Below are 23,121 nucleotides of genomic sequence, written 5' to 3'. Positions count from 1 at the left end.
CCTCCTTTATTTATTTCATTATCGTAAGCTCATTTATTCAGGCCAGACTGGAATTCCGCCAATGCTGATATTATCTCCAACTTGCTCAATTTCCAGCTGATGTAATTGAATCGCCTGGCTCATACGCTCAACTCCCTCGAAGCGGAAACTGCCTGGCGTATCGTATCCTCCGACAATTTTCGGAGCAATGAACATAAGCAGTCGGTCTACCAATCGTGCTTCCAGCATAGCCCCATTCAGTGTGCCCCCGCCTTCAAGCAGAATCGATCCGATCTCGCGCTCACCGAGCTTGCTGAGTGCATTTAGTAGATCTACACGTGGTCCAGGACCACAGCGGATAATTTCCACACCGTAGGCTTCCAGCCGCTCAGCCGCTTCAGGACTTGCCTCATCCGTTGTAAGCACCCATGTCGGTACAAGTCCATCCTTGACCATTTTGGAGCCTACAGGCAGACGCAGCTTGGAATCTACTACGATTCGCACCGGGCTGATGCCTTCCACTTGCAATCTTGTCGTGAGCTCCGGATTGTCTGCAATCACGGTTTCCACACCAACCATAATGCCCTGATGTCGATGACGAAGGGCATGCACGATCTCCCGAGCCGACTCGTTGGAGATCCATTTGCTGTCCCCGCTACGAGTTGCAATTTTGCCATCCAGTGTAGAGGCCGTTTTTAAAGTCACAAAGGGGAGACCTGTTGTAATGTATTTAATGAATTTCTCATTCATGCGTCTGCCGCGCTCACGCAGTACACCAACTTCGACTTCAATCCCTTGTTGACGCAGCATGCTGATGCCTCTGCCGGATACTTGCGGATTTGGATCTTCGCAGCATACGACGACACGTTTTACTTTTTCATGAATAAGGCGTTCGCTGCATGGTGGAGTCTTGCCATAATGACTACAAGGTTCGAGTGTAACGTACACTGTACTGCCTTCTGCATCATTGCCCGCCATGTTCAATGCATGAACCTCTGCATGGCCCGTCCCCCGTTTGAGATGACTTCCGAGGCCCACGATTCGTCCTTCTTTTACAACGACACAACCTACTACCGGATTGATTCCGGTCTGTCCTTGTGCCCGTTCTGCCATATCCAGTGCCAACGCCATATAAAATTCATCATTAATCATTTCCAAGTCCGTTCACCCCACGGTTAAAATCTCAGTTATAGACCTCCCTTCCAACAGAGAGGCATGTTCCATATCCAATAAAAAATCCCCGTCGAACAAACCGTTCGATGGGGATGATGAGAGACATGTGTCACCAGCAGTAGTATGGATACAGGCCAACAACACTTCGCCCAAAGCTTCATTTCAGGCAAGTGAAAGCAGACACATACCTTAATGAACTTCAATTACAGGTAAAGAGCTTCTATGATGTGGCATATGTATGAAGATTGCCGGAATTAACCGGATTTCTCCCTGCACAGGAAATGAATTCGTCACAAACTGTACAGCAACACTACTGCGGAATGCGGCCCATTAGGACAGCACCCTCTCCTTCTCCCATCCAGACTATACTGTCGGTTCTGGAATTACACCAGATCAGCCATCTGCCACAGGCAGACGGGTCACGGACTTTGCATCAATGCTGGATAGATATCCTCACATACTGCATCACCGCCGGTAGGGAATTACACCCTGCCCTGAAGGATTCGTTGCGTTATTAATTGGATGTTAGCACTTTAACGCCAAAAAATCAATTGTTTTTTGTTCCTTTTTGTCACATACTAACTTTTAATAAGCTTAAGTGCAATAAAAAAACCGTCTCGCCAAAGCGAAACGGTTTCCTTACAGAGATCCTGATTAAGCTTCTACAACTTCAACAGTCTCCATTTTGTCTTTACCTTCAAAAGCATCTACGAACTCCATACCTTTGGTTACTTTACCAAATACCGTATGTTGTCCATCCAAATGTGGTTGCGGTTGGTAGCAGATGTAGAACTGGCTTCCGCCTGTGTTACGGCCTGCATGTGCCATAGCCAATGTTCCGCGCTCATGTTTGTTCGGGTTGATTTCACAGTTGATTGTGTAACCTGGACCGCCTGCACCGCTACCATTAGGGCAGCCGCCTTGAGCTACAAAGCCCGGAATAACACGGTGGAATACAAGACCGTTGTAGAAACCGGAGTTAGCCAGTTTCTCAAAGTTTGCCACTGTGTTTGGAGCTTCTTGATCGAACAGATCGATTACAACTTCTCCGCCGTTTGCCATTTTGATTTTCGCTTGTTTCGCCATATGTAAATGACTCCTTTCGTATTGACCATCGTTAATGGTGCCAGAACGCTTGACCCTGGGCCAAGCTTTATAGCACTTTTCTTAGTGTACACCGAAATTGCATTGATCGCAAAATAATCAGCAAGATTTTTTGAAATGCTTGCCTAAAGATGCAAAAGAAGACCAAAAAGGATCATCCTTTTTGGTCTTCTTTTATAAAACTCAACTATGTTTTGGATTAACGGATGACTGGCTGTTTGGCAATGCGCTCAGGTACCAGATCATTCTGAATGATGTCCTGATACGTCTCACGGCGTACGACAACATCCCCTTGACCATCTTTGACAAACACCACTGCCGGACGACGGATCCGGTTATAGTTGCTGGCCATAGAGTAGTTGTACGCGCCTGTGCAAGCTACCGCGAGCAAATCGCCGCTTTGCACTTTAGGCAGGTCGAGATCCCAAATCAACATATCGCCGCTTTCACAGCATTTACCAGCAATAGATACCGTCTCCTGAGCAGCCTCATTTGCACGGTTAGCCAATACAGCTTCATATTTGGACTCATACAGTGCTGGACGTGGATTATCGGTCATCCCACCATCCACTGCCACGTATTTACGAACCCCCGGAATATCTTTGCTCGTTCCAACGGTGTAAAGCGTTGTTCCAGCTTCACCCACGATACTGCGGCCTGGTTCAACCCAGATCTCAGGCACAGCATAGCCGATTTGGGCAAAATGATTTTTCACTGCATCCGTGATGGCTTTCACGTACTGTGAAACTTCAAGTGGCGTATCTCCATCGATATAACGGATACCGAAGCCACCGCCCAGGTTAACCACTTTGAAAGCAACGTTAAGGCGCTCATACACATCTGCTGCAAACTCAGCAACGCGCTGAACGGCCATTTGGAAGCCTTCAACCTCAAAAATTTGCGATCCGATGTGTGAATGCACACCGAGCAATACCAGATTAGACTGCTTGGATGCCAATTCAATCGCTTCAAATGCCGTTCCGTTTCCGATATCAAATCCAAATTTGGAATCCGTTTGTCCTGTCGAGATATATTCATGCGTATGCGCTTCAACACCAGGCGTCACACGCAGCAAGATGTTCACCTTGCGATTTTTGTCTGCGGCTACAGCTTGCAGCAAGTGCAGTTCATTGAAGTTATCCACAACAAAGCAGCCAATCTCTGCATCAAGCGCCATTTCGATCTCTTCCAGCGTTTTGTTGTTACCGTGGAAGTGAATGCGCTCAGCCGGGAAGCCAGCTTGCAATGCCGTAAACAGTTCCCCATCGGATACAACATCCAGGGAAAGACCTTCTTCCGCAGCAAGAGCACACATAGCCATTACGCAGAATGCTTTACTTGCATAAGCCACCTGGAAGCCCAGGCCAGAAGCTCGGAATGCTTCCATATACTCTCTGCAGCGCTCGCGAACCAATTGCTCGTCCACAACATACAGGGGAGTTCCAAATTGTTCTTTCAGGTCAGTTGCATCGACTCCGCCAATTTCCAGATGTCCCTGTGCATTTATTTTACTTGTACCATGTAAATACATATTCTGCATTCCTCACTTTTTTTATATACTGGAACAGCTGTTATTCCAATGATTTTACACCAGTATATCAAATTAGAAAATGAGAAGAATGGATTTTTCGGCTGATCATTTGTGTTTTTTACTTTTTTCCAGTTCCCCGTCCGGATCATTGTCCATTTTGGTATTGTCACGCGTTTTATTGATTGAAGGACGTTTTTTATTTTCCAACAGCGGTAAACGGAACAAAAAGTTACCCAAAGCCTTTGCATTAAACGGTATGAACGGCCAGAGATACGAAGAGTTGTACGAGCGATGCAAAGTGAGCGCTACGATAATGAACGTCGTTCCGACAACAAATCCGGGAACCTTGAATATCGCCACAGCCACCAGCAAGAACAACCTGACCAATCGATTGGCCAAACCAAGCTCGTAACTGGGTGTTGCAAACATGCCGATAGCAGCAATAGCCATATACAGTACAACTTCATTCACAAAATAACCCGTTTTCACAGCGATATCCCCGACCAAAATGGCCGCAATCAAACCCATTGCCGAAGCGAGTGGCGTAGGGGTATGTACAGCTGCCATCCGTAATAAATCCACCCCGAATTCAATAAGTAGGAACTGCAAAATCAGCGGCAATTTTGCATTCTCGTGAGGACCGATGAACTCCATTCCTGTTGGTTTGATGGCAGGGTCAATAACCATCAACAACCATAACGGCAGCAGGAAAAGCGAAATCAGAATACCTCCAAATCGTACCCAGCGCAGATAGGTTCCCATAAACGCTGTCTGTCTGTTCTCTTCCGCATGCTCGCATAAGTCAAAAAAAGTCGTCGGCAGAATCATCACACTGGGTGATGTATCTACAAAAATAACAACCCGTCCGTCCATCAGATGGGAAGCCGTCACATCCGGTCGTTCCGAATAGCGAACTAACGGATACGGGTGCCATCCCTTGTTAATAATCGCCTCTTCAAGCTGCTTATCGGCAGCAGGGATGCCGTCGATATTCACACGTTTGATCTTTTCACGAACGGAATCCACCTGAACTTTGTCCACGATATCGTCAATATATACAACACAGACATCCGTTTGAGATCTCCGGCCTACCTGCATAATTTCAAATTTCAATCCAGGGTCCCGTATTCTTCGACGCACTAACGCCACGTTGGTCAGAAGTGTCTCCGTGAACCCGTCTCTTGAACCACGCACCACTCTCTCCAGCGAAGGTTCCTCTGGTGAACGTACCGGATAGTTGCGCGTATCCATAATGATGACGGAACGATCCCCTTCAACAAACATGGCACTCATCCCTGTGAGGACCTTGTTGATGACGGCACTCATTTTCTCCACTCGCTCAACTTGAATATGAGGAATGTAACATTCGAAATACGACTTTAACGCATGTCCGGACACTTGCTCCGGTGTAAGATAGGTTAACCTTTTTAATACCTCGAGTAGAATCTCATCTTTCGCAAACCCAGTCAGCAGCAACAATCCAACGCGTTTGCCGCCCAAGACCATTTCCCTCATATTCACATCAAAGGACTCTCCAAGTCCCAACACTTGCTGAAGCGTGTATTTGTTATCACTCATGCGAGGGGAGATATCGTCGTTTTCCTGCCAATATTTCACCGATTCCTCGATACTATCAGACATTTCATTTTGCTTCTTCTTTTCGTGAGCCTTCTTTTCTTCTTCCTCCTGAATCTCATAATTAGATTTATGCATCTTCTCTTCGGTTGCTGCCTCGTTGGAGTCCTGCCCGTCGTTGCCCGATCGTACGTCCATTTCCCATCCTCCTTTGGCCTAACGTTCTAACGCTGGTATACAAAAAAGTCAAACAGGGAGCCTGTCATCTTCCCCAAAATCATGGCAAGCAGCAATCCGAACAAATAGGATTTCATGCCCAGTCGTTTCGCCAGTACAGGAAGTACATTAAGCACTTCCGTGAGTGCCGCAGCAAGCAGACCAATGAACACACCGCAAAATAGTCCGATGATCGGGCTGAGCAGCAGTACGCCATGTACTTTCCAGTGCCAAAAATCCGCAACTGTACCGAGCAGCGAACCTCCAATCAAGGCCCCTTCATACCAATGGGTTTTATCGTAAGTACGCGTAAGTTGCGCCAATCTGGGGATCATATCGAGCACGAGAATCAACGCAATTACACCACTTCCTACGGCGATTCCCCCCGCAATTCCCAGCACAATGCTGATTGCTCCGTTAAGAACGCTCATCCGCATTCATCTCCCTGCGTTCCTCTTCATGCATACGTTCGGTTTCTTCAATCACTACATACTTGTCTACATTTTGCTGATATAGGAACATTTCTACTTCCAAAGGGGTAGGTTCTTCATTCCACTTTTTCTTGAATAAATGATTGAAGAACACGGCCATGCCAAACCCGATCCCGATGGAATACGCCACCTGAAACAGATACGGATGCTCATCCCGGCGGCCTGTAATCATCTCTACAATTCGAATCTGAACTTCCTGCATGTTGACATCCGCATGAAAATTCATAATAGTCAATGCTGATCCAAAGAAAAGCAGCAGCCACACCAAGATGAACAGAGATTTGGAAGGCTTGCCACTTCCCACAATCACTTCAACAAGTGTGTGCCCCGATCCGATTAATTCAACGGTGACATCTGGCAAGACCCGACGGATCTGAGGAATGATCTGCAATATATCAATGAGGATTAGATTGCCGTCCTCCGGTCCGGGGCGCAGCAATTCGAGCTCAAGCAGCCTTCTTTCCTGTTCTTCGGGAGAGGTGAGCAAGTGAGCGACATCTCCAAGCTTGACACTTCGGCCCCTCTGGATGCGAATACGGCTGCGCAAACGAACATAGACCGTTGGAGTGGGTGTCAGTGACATCCGAAACACTCCTTTACTGCGTAATTTAGGTTAGTATTTGAAGAATGTGCAAATTTATTACATTCTGTTGGAAAAAGGTTGTGTGGGCCCTGCGGGCGCTTCGGGATGGATAGGCCATCGGTCGCTGTTGCTCTCCGGTTAGTAAGGGAACTACACGCAGGTACTCCAGCTGCAGACCAACCTTCCGATCGCTGTTGTCTCCAAATTTCTTGATTAATTTCTACTATTGTAGAAATTCGGAGACAGGGTATGCTTTCGAAGTAGCTTTCTTTCAGAAAGCTTTTAGGCGAACGCTTCGCTTCTTCAGGTTTATTCTGCCGCTTTCGTTGCTAGTGTATTAGAACCTACCTTCGAGGCTTCGCTCCTTTTGTCCGATTCCATCCCTCCGTTGTACGGGTTCCCCTTTTTCCAAAGGTCTGCAATAAATATGCTGGGAAGTGGTAGTAGGAGATTTTATAAGCTGGGAATTAAAGCTATATTTTTTTGTCAGGCCCCTTTTTTCAGATCAAAAAAAGCCGCTAATATAGCGACTTAGGACTTACTGAGAGGAGAAAATCTTATGGATAGACTGGTAAGAAACTTGGAGATCGGGCAACTTTGGGAAAGCCTTACGCATCGTTGTCAGGACTTCCTGTGAAGATGTTATATCTGAAGATGGAGTAATTTGGATTACTTCAATATCTTGGGGAAACAAACTGAAATAGCGTGTCAGCACGAAAACAATACCCGTAATAGCTAACAGGATGGATAACGAACCCTTCATTTTTCTGTTCAATGTCTAATCCCTGATTGATAAAATAACTCGTGCTATTAAAACCGACTTCATAAGCAATCTGAGTAATGCTATAATCTGGGATTTGTAACATCTCCACGCTCTTTCGGATGCGATAATCGATGACATACTGCATGGGTGTTGTCTTCAACATTTGCTTGAAATAACGACAGGTTTCCGAACGGCTTAACTGACCCGCCCTTGCTATATCCTCCAGTTTGATTGAATCAGCAAAGTGCATGTGAATCCATTCGACCATGTCCTTCATTCGCCTGCTTCTAATGTTAGATCATGTTCCAGCGCGTATCCACCTGTAATCAGAAGTTTCCATATTGTCAAAAGGCTTGAAGCCACATTCACTTCGTAAAATGGAGGCTGCTGGGCCTTGATTATCGGAGGGGCTGCACTGAGCCTTATCCACCCCCCATGGAAAATGGAGTTTGCCAGCTTGCGTTTGGAAACCTACGGATATTTGGCATTTACCATTATTTTAGGGACGATGATTACATTCTGGTTCTATATCGAAAGTTTAAAAAGCCTGACAGCGAAAGAAACGAGTCTAATGGGAAGCGCAGAGCCCCTTGCTGCCGTTGGGACCACTGTAATCTGGTTGCATGAACCTTTTGGTTTATTTCAATGGCTGGGGACAGCATGTATCATTGGATTGATCGTACTGTTGCAGTCAAATCGCTCCAAACCCAAACCCATCCAAGTCAACGACAAATAACCTTCTTCGCATATTAACGTGCGATAGAAGGTTGTTAGTTGTCGTATATTGGTGAATTAGCACCAATATTGTTGTCTGTAATCCACAAATCACTGTGCGATCTGGTCGCGGATGGATTGAAGTATTTTTTTCTCCAGCCGTGACACCTGCACCTGGGATATACCCAGCCTGCTGGCGACCTCGGACTGGGTCTGATCCCGATAATACCGGAGGTATACAATCAGCCGTTCCCGTTCACTGAGACCACCGATCGCTTCGTTTAGCGCCAGTTTGTCAAACCACCGTTCCTGAGACTCGTCGGCAATCTGGTCCATCAAAGTAATCGGATCGCCGTCATTCTCAAATACCGTCTCATGTATGGAGGTCGGCGGTTTGTTCGCTTCCTGTGCAAAGACGACTTCCTCCGGGGTAACCCCCAGCTCTTCAGCCACTTCCTTGATTGTTGGCAGACGGTCCAGATTTTTGGACAACTCGTCCCTTTTTTTACGGACTTTATTCGCCATTTCCTTGAGTGAACGACTGACTTTAAGTGTGCCGTCATCCCGCAGGAAACGCTGAATTTCTCCGATAATCATCGGGACAGCATAGGTGGAGAATTTCACATCATAACTGAGATCGAATTTATCCACCGATTTGAGCAGCCCGATACAACCAATCTGGAACAGATCTTCCGGCTCATATCCCCTGTTCATAAAACGTTGTACGACGGACCAGACGAGTCTGATGTTGCAGTTCACCAGCGTATCCCGCGCGACATGGTCACCCGACTGACTGAGCGCAATCAGCCGTTTGACCTCGGCATCGTCCAAATAGGTCTGTGAAGACTGTTTCACTTCAGCATCCATAAGAACACCAACCCCTAATTATACAATGCTTTCTTGGATTCGATCCTCTTCTTCATCTTGATGGAGGTGCCTCTGCCGGGCTCACTGCTGACTTCGAATTCATCCATGAAGTTTTCCATAATGGTGAAACCCATGCCCGAGCGCTCAAGTTCGGGTTTGGACGTATACAGCGGCTGTTTGGCCAGTTCAAGATCTTCGATTCCCTCACCGCGGTCTTCCACAATAATAGTAATCATGTCATCGCGAATCTCGGCTTGAATGGACACGACACCATCCGGATTGTTATTGTAACCGTGGATGATGCTGTTCGTTACGGCTTCCGAGATGACCGTCTTCAGATCACTGAGCTCGTCCATCGTAGGATCAAGCTGGGAGATGAAGGCAGCAACCGTCACCCGGGCGAACGATTCGTTCTCCGACTTGGCCGCGAATTGCAGATTCATGAAATTTGCCCCCGTTCCTTCATTCATGAGACGACCTCCAGACCTGAGAGAGCAGTTCCCTCATTTTCGTAAATCGGCATAATCTTGAACAATCCCGACATTTCCAGCAAACGATACACCGGCGGATTGACATCACAGACAACCATCTTGCCGCCTTTATTCTTAATGAGCTTGTATCTTCCCAAAATGACACCCAGACCCGAACTGTCCATGAATTGCAGATCTTTCAGGCTGAGTACCAGATGCTCGCATTGTCTGCGCTGAATAGCTTCATCCATCTGCATCCGTACCATGTCAGCTGTATGGTGATCCAGCTCCCCGGATAATCGCACAATCAGAATCCCGCGGTGATGTTCCATTTCCACATGCAAGTTCATGTTTGCTCACTCTCCTCCCTGTCTTGAACAAGGATTTCTACGTTTCCGAAGGCTTTTCCTGCCCCCCGACAAAACTAGAAGAAAACCCCTATTTAACTACAAAATATGTTCAAAGGATGTACGTACCCTGCATCAATCGTCACTTAATCGAACAACTTGGAGGTTGTGCGTTTAAACAGCTTCCACCAGCCAGCTTTGTTCACATCCTGCGGAGCCTGAATGTCGAATTCCTTAATTACCTCGTTGCCCTGGTAGACGACAAGCTTACCTACACTCTGACCTGCTTTAACCGGAGCTTTTAATTCTTTTGCCATCAGCAATTCATGACGAATCTCATCCGATTTCGCACCTTTGCGCATCAGCACACTATAATTTTGCGTTGCATTCAGCGGCAATTCGGCCACTTCACCTTTTTCAATTTTCAAGCTGCCCAGCAGGTCCCCTGATTTGTACAGAGCTTTCATCGTGTATTGCCCAAAAGCATAGTCAAACATCGAGGACACTTCACTGTTCCGTGTTTTCGTATTGGGTTCTCCAAGTACAACTGCGATGGTACGCAGCCCGTCCTTCATCGCTGTAGCCGAAAGACAGAACTTGGCTTCGGATGTATATCCTGTCTTCAATCCGTCCGCACCAGAGTAGAAACGAACTAATTTGTTGGTATTTACCAGCCAAAATGGCTTCTCACTATCTTTACGAAGGTAGTCCTGGTATGCTCCTGTATATTTCGTGATCCCGGGATGCTTCAGCAGCTCACGACTCATGACCGCAATGTCATGGGCGGAAGAATAATGGTTCTCTACCGGCAAGCCGTTACAGTTGGAAAAATGAGTATCCTTCATGCCGAGCTCCTTCGCGCGCTCATTCATTAGCTGCACAAAGGCTTCCTCTGAGCCAGCAATTTTCTCCGCCATCGCTACAGAAGCATCATTACCGGACGCCATGGCAATGCCTTTTAACATATCATCGACCGTCATCTCTTCTCCAGACTCCAGAAAAATCTGTGATCCACCCATGGATGCGGCATATTCACTCGTTCTCACTTTATCCGTCATCTTTAGCTTGCCCGAGTCGACCGCTTCAATGGTGAGCAGCATGGTCATAATTTTCGTAATGCTCGCTGGAGGCAGCTGATCATGACTGTTTTTTTCAAAAATAACGGTGCCCGTATCCGCATCCATCAAAATGGCGGAGCGTGCCGACGGGGCCAGATCCGCTCCTCCCGCAGCTTTCGGTGTTTCTTCAGCCAGCGCTGTTGATGCCATCAGGGGCAGCAGAATACAAAGGGTCATGAACGATGCCATTATTCGTTTCTTCACTAGGGTTACCTCCTCAAATGACTTGCTTACTGCATGTTCCATGCATGTACTGCTAATCATTGTCGGCCCGTTTGGACTAAATTATTCCATGTAAAGAATGATTTCCCGAACTTTTTATCTAATCGGTGTGAAACACAAAAAAAAGCGTCTTCACTCACTTCGTTGATGAGCAGCTTGTTACAGCAAGGCAATAAAAAAGCAATCTGCCCCAATGATTCTCACGAGGGAAGATTGCTTCTCTATATTACAACTTACATTTGTGGAATAACAGCCAGAACAAGGGCCAAGAAAGATTCACGAACACGCTCTGTCGTCTCCATAACCTCATCATGCGATAACGGCTGGTCCAAAATGCCGGCAGCCATGTTGCTGATACAGGAGATACCGAGCACTTCCAGGCCGGCATGGCGTGCCACGATGACTTCGGAAACGGTAGACATGCCGACAGCATCGGCACCCAGCGTACGCAGCATCACGATCTCAGCTGGTGTCTCGTAGTTCGGACCAAGCATACCTGCGTATACACCTTCACGTACATCAAAACCTTGTGAAGCGGCCGTATCCTTCGCGAGCGCGCGCAGGCGGCGGCTGTAGGCTTCGGACAAATCCGGGAAGCGTACGCCAAGGGCGGAGTCATTCGGTCCGATTAACGGATTCTTGCCTGTGAGATTCAGATGATCCGAGATCAGCATCAGGTCACCGGCTTCATATGAGGTGTTCACACCACCTGCTGCGTTCGTTACGAGCAAGGAAGTCACACCCAGTTCTTTCATGACACGTACCGGGAAGGCTGTCAGTTCAGGACCATACCCTTCGTACATGTGGAAACGACCTTTCATCATGACGACCGGACGGCCTTTGATCGTCCCCACCAGTAATTCGCCCTCATGTCCCTCTACTGTGGACACCGGAAAATGCGGAATATCCTGATAGGCGATGCTGACGCCATCTTCAATCAGTTCTGCCAAAATGCCAAGTCCTGAACCTAAAATCAAGCCGACTTCCGGCTTAATGGAACTTTTGCTTTGAATGTAAGATGCCGCTTCCAAAATCATCTGTTGGTTTAATGCTGTCATAAGATGTTCCCCCTTGAGTTGAAACGATCCGTCTGTATCCGCAAATGGCATCAATCCAAACATACACACTGAAATGATGCATTTACTTATGTATAACGGCGTTTAAATGTGTTCAATTTATTTTATCCTAAATCGGATTATTGTTCCGCTTTTTTTTGCATATTTGTATGCATATATAACTATTTCGCCCGCGGATGATGAGATTCATATATCTCTTTCATCGTTTTGCGGCCATGATGTCCATACTGCTGCCCAGGCTGCTCGACATGACCGAGCATGTCCTGCACCGCACGTGTATCTGCCCCACTGGCAATCAGGTGAGCGGCAAAGGAGTGACGGAGCGTATGTGGCGTAATTTCGCCTGAGATTCCCGCATCCACCGCTGCTTTTTTGAGCAGCTTCCAGAAGCCCTGACGGGTTAATCTTCTGCCGGACACGTTGACAAAGAGAGCCTGCTCGTCCGTCCCATTTTTGATTAGCAGGTTGCGATACTCATTCACATATACACTCGCCCACTGTGCGGCAGGTGCACCTATTGGCAAAATCCGTTCTTTACCGGCACCTCCACAGCGGATAAAGCGCATACCTGGCTGTACATCCCGAACGTCAAGCGCAATCAGTTCGGATACACGAATGCCTGTCGCATACAATAGCTCCAGCATGGCCCGGTCACGCACCCCTTGCGGTGAACGGGTATCGGGGGACGCGAGCAGCAATTCGATCTCTTGGATGGTTAACACCTGCGGCGGTGTCTTGTCTGCTTTTGGAGCTTCCACGTCAAACGTGGGGTCCTGTACTATCTCACCACGCCGCATCAAAAAGTGAAAATAGGAGCGCAGGGATACGACGCTGCGGGCAATGGTTGCATTCGCACGTCCTGCCTGTTTCTGCTGACCTATAAACAGGATAACATGCGTCCGGCGCACCTGCTCCGCTTCCCGGATACCGTATTCTTTATCCGCAAATTCGATGAACTTGTCCACGTCCCGAAGATACGATTCCAGCGTGCTGCTCGACATCCCTTTATCCTCTTCCAAGTATAAGGCATAGGCGTGTATCGTCTGTTTCATGCACAACGCTCCTCATCTGACAGGACTACCACACGGGCAACCTGCTTCCGTATTTGCATCCCTGGCTGTCCAGCTACTCTCCGTACCAATAGAATAAACGGAGACGCTCTGACATCGTAGGACGTCCTTCCCCGTTACTAGGCCAAACCGTTTCCTGAAATACTTTAACCGCATTTCCTGTTGGCATCTGATATTGGTCCACAGGTGAGATCCAGCCGTTGAACAAATCCAGGACATGATAGAACAGATAAACTAATGCAGCAAAAAATACGATAAATCGAATAAAACGGAGCCCTCTCCGCAGCGATATAATCATGGGTTGTACCCCCTCCTGGTTCGAACTGATTCGTCTAGAATCAAGGTATGTCCGCAAACACAGGAATATGACATTCAGGGTAAACCTTACATCACATGCTGGACCAAAAAAGCTCTCCCGTCAAAACCGCCGGTGAGAGCTTGAAGATATGCTATGTTATTCTTCATCTTTGGCCTTCTGGTCATTTTTAGCTTTGCAACGGTAACAAATCCCATGGAAATCCAGTCGGTGATCTACTACCGAAAAGTTAAATTCCCGCTCCAGTCGCTCTTCAAGCGGTCCAAGCCAGTCTTCACGTATTTCATCCATACTTCCGCATTGAACACAGATTAAGTGATGATGGTGATGCTTGGATGTATCTCCGCGTAGATCATAACGCGCTACACCGTCGCCGAAGTTGATTTTCTCTACAACATGCAGCTCACTCAGCAGTTCGAGGGTACGGTACACGGTTGCCAGACCGATTTCGGGAGCCTTTTCTTTCACGAGCATGAATACGTCTTCTGCGCTCAGATGATCTTCTTCATTCTCAAGAAGTACTCTTACGGTGGCTTCCCGCTGGGGCGTTAATTTATATCCTTGGGACTGTAGTTGCTGCTTAATTTTATCGATCCGTGCTTCCATTTTCTCCCTCCCCCTAGGAAATCACTGCACACTGCAACTTAACCCACTTCTTTCATTATAGGGGGAGTACATAATTAAAGTCAACATTTTACACGTTCACCGCGCAAGCTAAGCAGGTAGTAACATCGGCGTGACCCAACGCATCATTGCAGGTGTGACCCATGTTTCAAATGACGCAACCCCTAACAGCAGCGCTGCCATAACAAGAGTCAACACCATGTAAGAAGCAAAAGGTTTCTGACGGCCTGGCGTCCGCTGCATCAGAACACGGTTCCGAATAATATATAAGGAAAAGGTCATGGCCGACACACTGCAAATCAGCAGTACCGGGATCACAAATAAATTATGAGGCGCAACGGAAACCAGAGCAAACAATAACCCTTTCCAGGAATACTGTCCGACAAGGTAACCCACTGTAAATCCAATAAGCACACCTTTCAGAAAATCCAGAACCAGTATGCCCGGCAGGCCGATGACCGATAAACCCAGAATGAAGATCAGACCTACCCATTTTAGATGAAGCATGGCAATGTCCCAATAGGTTCCGGTTTCAACGACTTGTCCGCTATGCTGTACCGTCATGAAAAAATTGCCCAGATATCCTTCCAGATCCTGGCGTTGTTCAAGGGACAGGGCGTTGACCATCAGGGCGCCAAAAATGACACCCACCAGAAACAAAACAGCCACGAATACATATAACGAGGTTTGGCCTTTGAATGTGAAGTAGGCAGAGCGCATACAGGTACGGGTCCCCTTTCCGGTTATCATGCTGCAAGGATGTCGAGTGTAATCCTCATAGTCATTCTTATGAACCGGAATGCACACGTATGACTTCTTGTCCAAGATTCAGCTTCCTTCTTCATGACCAATACCGTGTCTACACCCCATTAGCTAACTCACTTTATGAGCCTACTGCAAATTACTCTACTCTGATCTTTCTTTGTTGGAGACCTTCCCGTAAGTGCCCCCGCCTCCGGATGACAATTCCAGTTGACCATTCCGTGCCGCCACGATAAGGCCTGCGAGAACGGGTCCAACGACCTCTGTAAGTTCATCCTCACTTGTACGATGCAATACGTTCATTTCCGTACCAAAGCGCTCCAGCAGCTGGCGCAGTTTGGCTTTCCCCAGACCTGGGATGAATTCCAACGGTACCTGATAGTGGTACGCTGGCCGGTTTGCAGGAACATGCGGACTCTCCCGATCAGCAATGGCCAATATGCGGTCAAGCACACCCTGCACAAGCTTCACACTGCCACAACGTGGACAGCGTTCAGCTGACATCGCCTGCTCATCCATAATGCTTCCACAGGCTGCACAATAAGTCCGATGGTACTTGCCAAGTCTCGGATCCAAGCCATAGTTGGCCGTTATGCTTCTGCCTCCCTGTCCCTTGAGAGCCTTGGTGAATTCGTCGAAGGAAGGCTTTGCAAGCTGCAACTCGTTATACTCCCGTCCAATCTTGCCCAGAGAATGTGCATCCGAGTTGGTCAGAAAAGGAACTTGATCCAGCTCACGAATATAACTGGCCATGGATGAATCAGAGCTGAGTCCAAGCTCGACGGCATCGATCAGGGTTGGGTCCAGCACATCAGCCATCCGAGGGGCTGTGCTGCCATATATGCCTTTATGCGGGGTAAAAGCATGTGCGGGCACGACAAGCCCACCCCGAGCCTTAATCTCGGCCTGCATCTCAAGCGCGGGCACATACACCCGCTGAGAACTCAGGTTCACATTTTTCATATAACGTTTCATCCAGTCCGTGAAGGACTTCATCGTTTTCAGATCACGGAAGTAGGCCAGCATATGAAACTCCCGCATCTCTGGTTCGCGCAGCTCCAATTCCGTACCCAGCAGGATCGTTGTGTCCTGATAAGCAATGCCCCCTCCCTCAAGCTCGGACATCGTGCCGTTCTCAAGCAGCTGTTCGATGTCCGTCTGCACAACCGGAGAGTGGCAATCAATGACACCGAGTAGATGAATTCCTTTGCGATCCGAGGCTTCCCTGGCAATGTTCTCAAATGTCAGATCACGGCTGCCGCTGATTTTGACAGCTTCACCGCGCGAAGTTCGCCCAATGTGAATATGGAGGTCTGCATAACAAGGCTCCCAACCCGCAGACGCTGCCCGTTGCTCATTCATCGCTAAAACCGTCCTGTCGTTCTGTAAAGATCCCAGGCATACACAGCCATCATCGTTTTGGCATCACTAATCCGATTCTGATCCATCAACTCGTATGCCTCTTCAATCGTAATCTCGGACACTTCGAGAAATTCATCTTCGTCCAAAGCCATGTCTCCTGCTTCCAGCTCTTCGGCGATGTACAAATGGATGATCTCATCCGCAAATCCTGGTGACGTATAAAATGAACGCAAATGCCGCAGTGATTTGGCTACATAACCAGTCTCTTCACGCAATTCGCGTGCTGCTGCCACTTCAGGCTCTTCTCCCGGGTCCAGCTTGCCTGCCGGAATTTCCACTTCGGTACGTCCCATGGCTTGACGATACTGATCTACCACCAACATGCGATCGCCATTCAGGGCTAGCACTGCGACTGCTCCAGGATGACGGATAATCTCACGGGTAGCGGTTTGTCCGTTGGGCAGCTTCACGGTGTCAACCTGAAGCGAAATGACTTTACCCTTGAAGATGGGCTCTGTGGATATCGTCTCTTCATCAAGTTTTGGATTGGCCGGGTGCTTAGGATTGGTTGGGTTCATCTGTTCTTCAACTCCACTTCTTCAAATTTTGGTTCTCTTTATACGTATAAACCTCTGTTTTTTGGCATATGGTGAGCTTATAGCCGTTTCAAGCAAATATAGCGAATCAGGGGGACAACCAATGAACAGTTATTTAACACCGCAATCCGTACACGTGGTCGGACAAGCCAGACAAGTCCAGCTCATACTCAAACAATGGGTGCGTGAGTGGGGCCCCGATGCCAAATTAATCGATATGCTCGCTGGACGTAAATGATTCTGTTCAGGGTCTGTTGTACCTATGGAATATAACATTTTTTTGCCAAAAAGTCCGAACTCGGTTTGTACCGGATTCGGACTTTTCAGTTGAGCAAGGGGGAGTTACCCCTAGTCTCCTTGGATTACTTTTTACTTGCAGCCGTTTCCTGAATAATGGCCACAACCACTTGGGCCAGCTTCACAATATCCTCGGCGCGAATGCGTTCTTTTGTCGTATGAATATCTTCATAGCCTACAGCCAGGTTGACCGTAGGTATGTTGAACCCATTGAAGATGTTGGCATCACTGCCCCCACCGGATGCAAACGTGCTGGTCTCCAGCCCCAGGCTTCGAATGGCACGCTGTGCAAGCTGAACAACCTCGTGTTCATCATGGAAGCCAAATGCAGGATACAGGATCTCACTGCGGAATTCAGCCGTTGCACCATATTTGCGGCACGTCGTTTCCAGCGCTTCACGCATCTGGGCTACTTGCAGTTCTACTTTCTCCTGCACAATGCTGCGAGCTTCAGCTTCGATCTGCACAAAATCACAAACGACGTTCAGCGCTGATTTGCCCTGGAATTTGCCAATATTCGCTGTAGTTTCATCATCTATTCGTCCCAGCTTCATCGCCGCAATCGCTTTGGCAGCCACCTGAATGGCACTGATGCCGTCTTCCGGATTCACGCCCGCATGTGCGGATTTTCCATAGATGTTCATTTGAATTTCTGCTCTGGCCGGAGCAGCCACACAAATTGTACCCACGGCTCCATTGGAATCCAGAGCATAACCGAACTCGGCTTCAATATCCTTCGGATTCATTGCACGTGCACCAACCAGACCCGACTCTTCACCGACAGTAATCACGAATTGAATTTTACCATGGGGTATGTTGTTCTCTTGAATGGCTCGAATCGCTTCAAACAAAGCCGCAATCCCCGCCTTGTCATCTGCACCCAGAATCGTCGTGCCATCACTGCGAATCCAGCCGTCTTCACCGAGCTCAGGTTTGATTCCCTGTCCCGGCGTTACGGTATCCATATGACATGTGAAAAAGATGGGAGCCACGTCTTCCACACCCTCGGCTTCCCAGGTAATCACAAGATTACCCGCGCCATGTCCGGTTTCCTCCATCGTGTCGTCCTCATATACGCTGAGGCCAAGCTGGGTAAATTGTTCTTTTAACACTTTTGATATATTCTGTTCATGGGTTGTCTCACTATCAATCTGCACCAGTTCCATAAACTGATCAATAACGCGCTGCTGTTTTATCATAGGACTTTCCTACCTTTCGTCAATACGTTACAATACAATTACTATGGTCTGTTTATTCAATTGTTGAAAGGAGTTCTCTCATCATGCAAAAAAAGAAATGGTTTCGCATCATTATCTATCTCATGCTGCTCGCCATGATTGGGTCCACCCTTTTCATTGCACTCGAACCTTTATTGTTCGGATAGAAACCTGAAGCCTTTTGACTGTCTGACTTACAGACGGAGAAGGGCTTCTTTTTCTGTAATCCAGGTAATCTCATACGGGAAAATCCGATTGAAGTATGGAACGATATCCTGCGCAACCTGTTCCACAGTGTAGGTTTTGCCTGTAATATCCTCGAGCGAGGTCACACCGTACTGCTCAATGCCGCAAGGAATAATTCCCTGGAAACCTGCGTGTTGAATGCCAGAGGTGATATTAAAAGCAAATCCGTGACTCGTCACAAAGCCACGCCGATGTTTACACCGATTGAACTTTACGCCGATGGCGGCAATTTTCAGATCTCCGATCCATACACCCGTGTAACCCTCTTTGCGTCCCGCTTCAATACCCTGATCAGCCAGGTAATCAATAATCATCTGCTCCAGACAGCGTAAATAGCCATGTAAATCCAGAGCTTCATCCCGTCCAAGAACAAGTAGCGGGTAACCTACCAATTGGCCAGGGCCATGATAAGTAATATCACCGCCGCGGTCAATTTGAAACAAGGAGATGCCTTGCTCCCGCAGTTCATCTTCACTGAGAAGCAGGTGCTCCGGGTGATTCTGTGAACCGATCGTATACGTCGGTGGATGCTGGAGCAGCAGCATCTGTTCCGCTCCTTCTCCCTCATCCAGTTGCTGCACAATCGCTTTCTGGCGGTTCCAAGCCTCTTCATAATCAAGCATCGGTATGTATACAACATCCAGCGGCTTGCTCATGATTTCTCCACACCCTTCTGTTTCAATGTTCATTGCCTGATGAGCATTATTGAAGAAAACGGGAAAAGTGCACGGCCTTTGGCACATACACTTTCCCATCATCCATCTATTCAGCGCCGGGGCATCATTAGTAACTCATTGAAATGATGCATACGCTCTCTCTTAATACACTTTCGATTCCATCGTGTATCCTTCAAGATTCTCTTTTACACGTTGCAGGAAACGTCCGCTGATGACCCCATCCAAAATACGATGATCCAGGGAAAGACAAAGGTTCGCCATGGAACGGACAGCAATCATGTCATTGATAACCACAGGTTTCTTCACGATGGACTCAAATGTAAGTATCGCTGCCTGCGGGTAGTTAATAATAGGTTGCGACAGAATCGAACCAAATGATCCGGTATTGTTAACCGTGAACGTACCGCCCTGCATATGGTCCAGCTTCAAAGTGCCTTCACGTGTTTTACGTGCCAGATCATCAATTTCGCGAGCCAGTCCAGCGATATTGCGCTGATCCGCGTGTTTGATTACAGGTGTCAATACAGAGTCTTCTGTACCCACCGCCATGGACAGGTTGATATCCCGTTTGACAATAATTTTGTCGACAGCCCAAACGGAGTTCATGATCGGATAGTCTTTAATGGCGTTGACGACCCCCTTCATCATGAAGGACAGATACGTCAGGTTGATGCCTTCCTTACGCTTGAACTCATCCTTGAGTTTGTTGCGCAGCATCACCAAATTGGTCACGTCCACTTCAATCATCGTCCAAGCATGCGGGATTTCCGATACGCTTTGACGCATATTACGAGCAATGGCATTACGAACAGGGGTAACGTCGATAAAATATTCCGATCTTCCCTGTCCGCCACCCTCGACTTCAATTGGCGGGATTTTCGGACTTTCCGTCAGATGTATGCCGGAATGCCTCACAGGAACGCCTGCATCGGCTGCAGGAATAGACTCCGCCGTGGATAAGCGGGTATCTCCGACGTTCCGGTTCATTCCGCTGAACGGTGAAGAAGAAGGTACTCCTGAAGGTGTATGCTGCCCTGCAACAGGAGACTGTGCAGGCACTGCACTTGTGTTGCCTCCTTGTGCAACAAAAGCCAGCACATCCTTACGGGTAATCCGCCCACCTGCCCCAGAACCCTGAATATGCTGCAAGTTCAGACCGTGTTCGGCTGCCAGTGATTGCACCGCAGGGGAATACCGGTTACGCATTGGCTGATTGGGATCATGAACTCCCGTACTCGCTGCACCTGCCGCAGGTGTATGACTCGTATGTTGTTGTACATGGCCCTGGGCCTCATTCTGCTGATGCGTGGTTGGTGTTACCTGCTCTGAGGTTTCCTCATCGGAAGCAGCAACCTGCATACGGCAGATCGCTTCTCCAACAGCAATGGTCGTACCTTCTTCGACCAACAGGTCACCCATAATTCCATCAACAGTTGATGGAATCTCTGCGTTGACTTTATCCGTAATGACTTCACAGATTGGCTCGTATTGTTCAACCGGGTCACCCGGTTTTTTCAACCATTTGGCAATGGTAGCCGAGACAAGCGATTCCGCCAGCTGCGGCATAATGACCTCGATCCATTTCATACTCATTGGTTTTATCACTCCAAACTTTGCTTTTAAACGATCTCACTACACGAATTAATACTCAGCAAGCGTACGCATCGCTTCCTTGGCTTTATCCTTGCTCAGCATATAAAATTTCTCCAATGTTGGGCTAATCGGCATTGCCGGTACATCCGGTCCGCAGAGACGCTGAATCGGGGCATCCAGTTCGAACAGGCATTCTTCGCTGATAATGGCCGCTACTTCGGCGCCTACACCACCGGTTTTATTATCTTCGTGCACGATCAACACTTTGCCTGTCAGACGAGCGGAGGCAATGATTGCTTCGCGATCAAGCGGCTGTAATGTGCGCAGATCCAGAACGTGAGCAGTAATGCCTTCTTCACGCTCCAGCTCCTCTGCAGCCTGCATAACAAAATGAAGTGGCTGGCTGTAACCGATAACGGTAATATCTGCTCCTTCACGAAGCACGTTGGCTTTACCAATCGGAACGATATAATCATCCTCAGGCACATCTTCCTTGATAAGCTTGTAGCATTTTTTGTTCTCGAAAAAGAGAACCGGGTCCGGGTCGCGAATGGCTGCCTTGAGCAATCCCTTCGCATCGTATGCCGAATATGGAGCTATAATTTTCAGACCTGGTGTGCCAAAGAAGATCGATTCCGGACATTGGGAGTGATACAGCCCACCGAAAATACCGCCGCCAATCGGCGCACGAATAACGATCGGACAACTCCAGTCATTGTTGGAGCGATAGCGAATTTTGGCCGCTTCACTAATAATCTGATTCGTTGCAGGCAGCATGAAATCCGAATATTGCATTTCGGCAATAGGTTTCATGCCATACATCGCTGCTCCAATAGCTACACCTGCAATGGCTGATTCGGATAAAGGTGTGTCCATGACACGCATTTCACCGAACTGGTCCTGCAATCCTTTGGTTGTAGTGAACACGCCGCCTTTGACCCCTACATCCTCACCAAGGATAAAGACATTTTCATCCCGCTCCATCTCTTCTTTCATCGCGAGACGGATTGCATCAATATATTCCATTACCGCCATGATTACCGTCCCCCTTCTTCGCTGTCCGCATAAACGTGCGTCAGAGTGTCCTCAGGTTTTGGATATGGCGCATTGTCTGCATATTCAGTCGCTTCTTTCATTTCCAATGCAAGCTGGGAAGCCAGATCAGCATCCCGGGCTTCGTCCCAGATGCCGCAGTCGATCAGATAGTTCTTCATGCGAAGGACACCGTCCTTCTTCCAGTTCTCTTCAACCTCTTCCTTCGTCCGGTAAGCCAGATCATTGTCGGAAGTGGAATGTGGAGACAAACGATACATCATCGCTTCAATAAGCGTAGGTCCTTCACCAGCAATTGCGCGGCGACGAGCTTCTTTAACTGCACCGTATACTTCCAGCGCATCGTTTCCGTCTACACGAAGTCCAGGGAACCCGTACCCAAGTGCACGATCCGATATTTTGCCACTAAGCTGCTTGTGGATCGGCACCGAGATGGCATACTGATTGTTCTCACACATAATGATCACAGGAAGCTTATGCACGCCTGCAAAATTGGCACCTTCGTGGAAATCGCCCTGGTTACTTGAACCTTCGCCAAAGGTAACAAAAGAAACGAATTCTTTCTTCTTCATTTTGGCAGCAAGTGCAAACCCTACAGCGTGCGGAACCTGTGTGGTAACCGGGCTGGAGCCCGTAACAATCCGCAGCTTTTTGTGACCGAAGTGACCCGGCATTTGCCGTCCGCCACTATTCGGATCTTCAGCCTTCGCAAAAGCAGACAGCATTAACTCACGTGGAGTCATGCCGACTGCCAGTACAAAGCCATAATCGCGGTAATACGGTAAATAATAATCGTGATCCCGGTCCAGGCCGAAGGCAGCGCCTACTTGCGCAGCTTCCTGTCCTACACCGGATACGTGAAAGTTAATTTTGCCGGCCCGCTGTAAGAGCAAGCAACGCTCGTCAAACTTGCGTGCGAGCAGCATGTATTTGTACATATCCAATACTTCACCATCGCTAAGTCCCAGCTGTTCATGCCGATGGACCGCGTCTGCAGTACCTTGTGAACTCATATGAGGTACCTCCTTTTAATCAGAGCCTGTGCCCGCCTTACTACCCGATCTTATAACCTGGTACTA

At 48.1% G+C, this 23,121-nt stretch carries 25 protein-coding genes, 1 pseudogene and 1 riboswitch; of the genes and pseudogenes, 3 read left to right on the top strand and 23 right to left on the bottom strand.

What is annotated here, in order from left to right:
* Positions 1–33: 33 nt before the first annotated feature.
* The 7 genes from ribD to P5G61_RS10890 all read right to left on the bottom strand — a co-directional run bounded on the left by ribD (position 34) and on the right by P5G61_RS10890 (position 7,683).
* Complete coding sequence (ribD, locus tag P5G61_RS10920) at positions 34–1,137, bottom strand: bifunctional diaminohydroxyphosphoribosylaminopyrimidine deaminase/5-amino-6-(5-phosphoribosylamino)uracil reductase RibD (protein ID WP_179282958.1); 1,104 nt, start codon at positions 1,135–1,137, stop codon at positions 34–36.
* Between the two features lie 357 nt (positions 1,138–1,494).
* A riboswitch (FMN riboswitch) is annotated at positions 1,495–1,658 on the bottom strand.
* Positions 1,659–1,806: 148 nt separating this feature from the next.
* Positions 1,807–2,238 (bottom strand): peptidylprolyl isomerase, encoded by a 432-nt coding sequence (locus P5G61_RS10915; protein ID WP_301246431.1) that lies wholly within the window; start codon positions 2,236–2,238, stop codon positions 1,807–1,809.
* 217 nt (positions 2,239–2,455) lie between these two features.
* Positions 2,456–3,787 carry a diaminopimelate decarboxylase gene (gene lysA / locus P5G61_RS10910; protein WP_301246430.1) on the bottom strand — a complete coding sequence of 444 codons (1,332 nt, stop codon included), beginning with the start codon at positions 3,785–3,787 and terminating at the stop codon, positions 2,456–2,458.
* Positions 3,788–3,892: 105 nt separating this feature from the next.
* A complete protein-coding gene (locus P5G61_RS10905) occupies positions 3,893–5,500 on the bottom strand; it encodes a spore germination protein (RefSeq protein WP_435874140.1) in 1,608 nt (535 codons plus the stop codon).
* An 86-nt stretch (positions 5,501–5,586) separates the two neighbouring features.
* Entirely contained in the window at positions 5,587–6,009 is a 423-nt protein-coding gene (locus P5G61_RS10900; RefSeq protein ID WP_024630950.1) for a stage V sporulation protein AB, read from the bottom strand.
* The gene (locus tag P5G61_RS10895; protein ID WP_301246428.1) at positions 5,996–6,652 is read right to left on the bottom strand and encodes a stage V sporulation protein AA; all 657 of its coding nucleotides are present in this window, start codon (positions 6,650–6,652) and stop codon (positions 5,996–5,998) included. The genes P5G61_RS10900 and P5G61_RS10895 overlap by 14 nt, the downstream gene beginning before the upstream one ends.
* Positions 6,653–7,326: 674 nt before the next feature.
* Positions 7,327–7,683, bottom strand: a complete 357-nt coding sequence (locus P5G61_RS10890) for a helix-turn-helix transcriptional regulator (protein ID WP_301246427.1) — start codon at positions 7,681–7,683, stop codon at positions 7,327–7,329.
* Between the two features lie 120 nt (positions 7,684–7,803).
* Here P5G61_RS10890 and P5G61_RS10885 point away from each other — a divergent pair.
* A pseudogene (locus tag P5G61_RS10885) lies at positions 7,804–8,151 on the top strand (DMT family transporter); the annotation flags it as partial.
* Between the two features lie 89 nt (positions 8,152–8,240).
* Here the strand turns inward: P5G61_RS10885 and sigF are convergent.
* From sigF to P5G61_RS10830, 11 genes are all read right to left on the bottom strand, one after another.
* Positions 8,241–8,996, bottom strand: coding sequence for an RNA polymerase sporulation sigma factor SigF (sigF, locus tag P5G61_RS10880; RefSeq protein ID WP_076291907.1), 756 nt, complete (start codon positions 8,994–8,996; stop codon positions 8,241–8,243).
* A gap of 14 nt (positions 8,997–9,010) precedes the next feature.
* Positions 9,011–9,466 (bottom strand): anti-sigma F factor, encoded by a 456-nt coding sequence (gene spoIIAB, locus P5G61_RS10875; protein ID WP_301246426.1) that lies wholly within the window; start codon positions 9,464–9,466, stop codon positions 9,011–9,013.
* Complete coding sequence (gene spoIIAA, locus P5G61_RS10870) at positions 9,463–9,816, bottom strand: anti-sigma F factor antagonist (protein WP_036663380.1); 354 nt, start codon at positions 9,814–9,816, stop codon at positions 9,463–9,465. The genes spoIIAB and spoIIAA overlap by 4 nt, the downstream gene beginning before the upstream one ends.
* 143 nt (positions 9,817–9,959) lie before the next feature.
* The gene (locus P5G61_RS10865) at positions 9,960–11,081 is read right to left on the bottom strand and encodes a D-alanyl-D-alanine carboxypeptidase family protein (protein ID WP_301246760.1); all 1,122 of its coding nucleotides are present in this window, start codon (positions 11,079–11,081) and stop codon (positions 9,960–9,962) included.
* Between the two features lie 305 nt (positions 11,082–11,386).
* Positions 11,387–12,211, bottom strand: a complete 825-nt coding sequence (locus P5G61_RS10860; protein WP_076291905.1) for a purine-nucleoside phosphorylase — start codon at positions 12,209–12,211, stop codon at positions 11,387–11,389.
* A 179-nt stretch (positions 12,212–12,390) separates the two neighbouring features.
* On the bottom strand, positions 12,391–13,281 hold the full coding sequence (locus P5G61_RS10855; RefSeq protein ID WP_301246425.1) for a tyrosine recombinase: 891 nt from the start codon (positions 13,279–13,281) through the stop codon (positions 12,391–12,393).
* A gap of 73 nt (positions 13,282–13,354) precedes the next feature.
* Positions 13,355–13,597 (bottom strand): DUF4227 family protein, encoded by a 243-nt coding sequence (locus P5G61_RS10850; RefSeq protein WP_301246424.1) that lies wholly within the window; start codon positions 13,595–13,597, stop codon positions 13,355–13,357.
* Positions 13,598–13,753: 156 nt separating this feature from the next.
* Complete coding sequence (fur, locus tag P5G61_RS10845) at positions 13,754–14,221, bottom strand: ferric iron uptake transcriptional regulator (RefSeq protein ID WP_301246422.1); 468 nt, start codon at positions 14,219–14,221, stop codon at positions 13,754–13,756.
* 108 nt (positions 14,222–14,329) lie between these two features.
* On the bottom strand, positions 14,330–14,959 hold the full coding sequence (gene spoIIM, locus P5G61_RS10840) for a stage II sporulation protein M (protein ID WP_053784440.1): 630 nt from the start codon (positions 14,957–14,959) through the stop codon (positions 14,330–14,332).
* A gap of 186 nt (positions 14,960–15,145) precedes the next feature.
* Entirely contained in the window at positions 15,146–16,363 is a 1,218-nt protein-coding gene (locus P5G61_RS10835) for an endonuclease Q family protein (protein WP_301246421.1), read from the bottom strand.
* Positions 16,364–16,365: 2 nt separating this feature from the next.
* Positions 16,366–16,941, bottom strand: coding sequence for an NUDIX domain-containing protein (locus P5G61_RS10830; RefSeq protein ID WP_301246420.1), 576 nt, complete (start codon positions 16,939–16,941; stop codon positions 16,366–16,368).
* 121 nt (positions 16,942–17,062) lie between these two features.
* On the opposite strand from P5G61_RS10830, the gene P5G61_RS10825 reads away from it, so the two are divergent.
* Positions 17,063–17,197 carry a Z-ring formation inhibitor MciZ gene (locus P5G61_RS10825; RefSeq protein WP_090810664.1) on the top strand — a complete coding sequence of 45 codons (135 nt, stop codon included), beginning with the start codon at positions 17,063–17,065 and terminating at the stop codon, positions 17,195–17,197.
* A 124-nt stretch (positions 17,198–17,321) separates the two neighbouring features.
* Here P5G61_RS10825 and P5G61_RS10820 read toward each other — a convergent pair whose 3' ends face one another.
* Positions 17,322–18,455 (bottom strand): M20/M25/M40 family metallo-hydrolase, encoded by a 1,134-nt coding sequence (locus P5G61_RS10820; RefSeq protein WP_301246418.1) that lies wholly within the window; start codon positions 18,453–18,455, stop codon positions 17,322–17,324.
* Between the two features lie 83 nt (positions 18,456–18,538).
* Here P5G61_RS10820 and prli42 point away from each other — a divergent pair, with 83 nt between their 5' ends.
* A complete protein-coding gene (gene prli42, locus P5G61_RS10815) occupies positions 18,539–18,640 on the top strand; it encodes a stressosome-associated protein Prli42 (RefSeq protein WP_090810668.1) in 102 nt (33 codons plus the stop codon).
* A gap of 27 nt (positions 18,641–18,667) precedes the next feature.
* Here prli42 and lipB read toward each other — a convergent pair whose 3' ends face one another.
* The 4 genes from lipB to P5G61_RS10795 form a co-directional block, all read right to left on the bottom strand.
* On the bottom strand, positions 18,668–19,375 hold the full coding sequence (gene lipB / locus P5G61_RS10810) for a lipoyl(octanoyl) transferase LipB (RefSeq protein WP_079349460.1): 708 nt from the start codon (positions 19,373–19,375) through the stop codon (positions 18,668–18,670).
* Between the two features lie 162 nt (positions 19,376–19,537).
* Positions 19,538–20,989 carry a dihydrolipoamide acetyltransferase family protein gene (locus P5G61_RS10805; RefSeq protein ID WP_301246417.1) on the bottom strand — a complete coding sequence of 484 codons (1,452 nt, stop codon included), beginning with the start codon at positions 20,987–20,989 and terminating at the stop codon, positions 19,538–19,540.
* A gap of 48 nt (positions 20,990–21,037) precedes the next feature.
* Entirely contained in the window at positions 21,038–22,024 is a 987-nt protein-coding gene (locus tag P5G61_RS10800; protein WP_024630968.1) for an alpha-ketoacid dehydrogenase subunit beta, read from the bottom strand.
* A gap of 2 nt (positions 22,025–22,026) precedes the next feature.
* Positions 22,027–23,055: a thiamine pyrophosphate-dependent dehydrogenase E1 component subunit alpha gene (locus P5G61_RS10795; protein ID WP_024630969.1), complete on the bottom strand. Its 1,029-nt coding sequence runs from the start codon at positions 23,053–23,055 to the stop codon at positions 22,027–22,029.
* Positions 23,056–23,121: the final 66 nt, after the last annotated feature.

It is taken from the genome of Paenibacillus vandeheii, assembly GCF_030433635.1.
Classification (GTDB): Bacteria; Bacillota; Bacilli; order Paenibacillales; family Paenibacillaceae; genus Paenibacillus; species Paenibacillus vandeheii.
The sequence above is the reverse complement of the archived record's forward strand: the minus strand, read 5'-3'. Positions and strand labels throughout refer to the sequence as shown.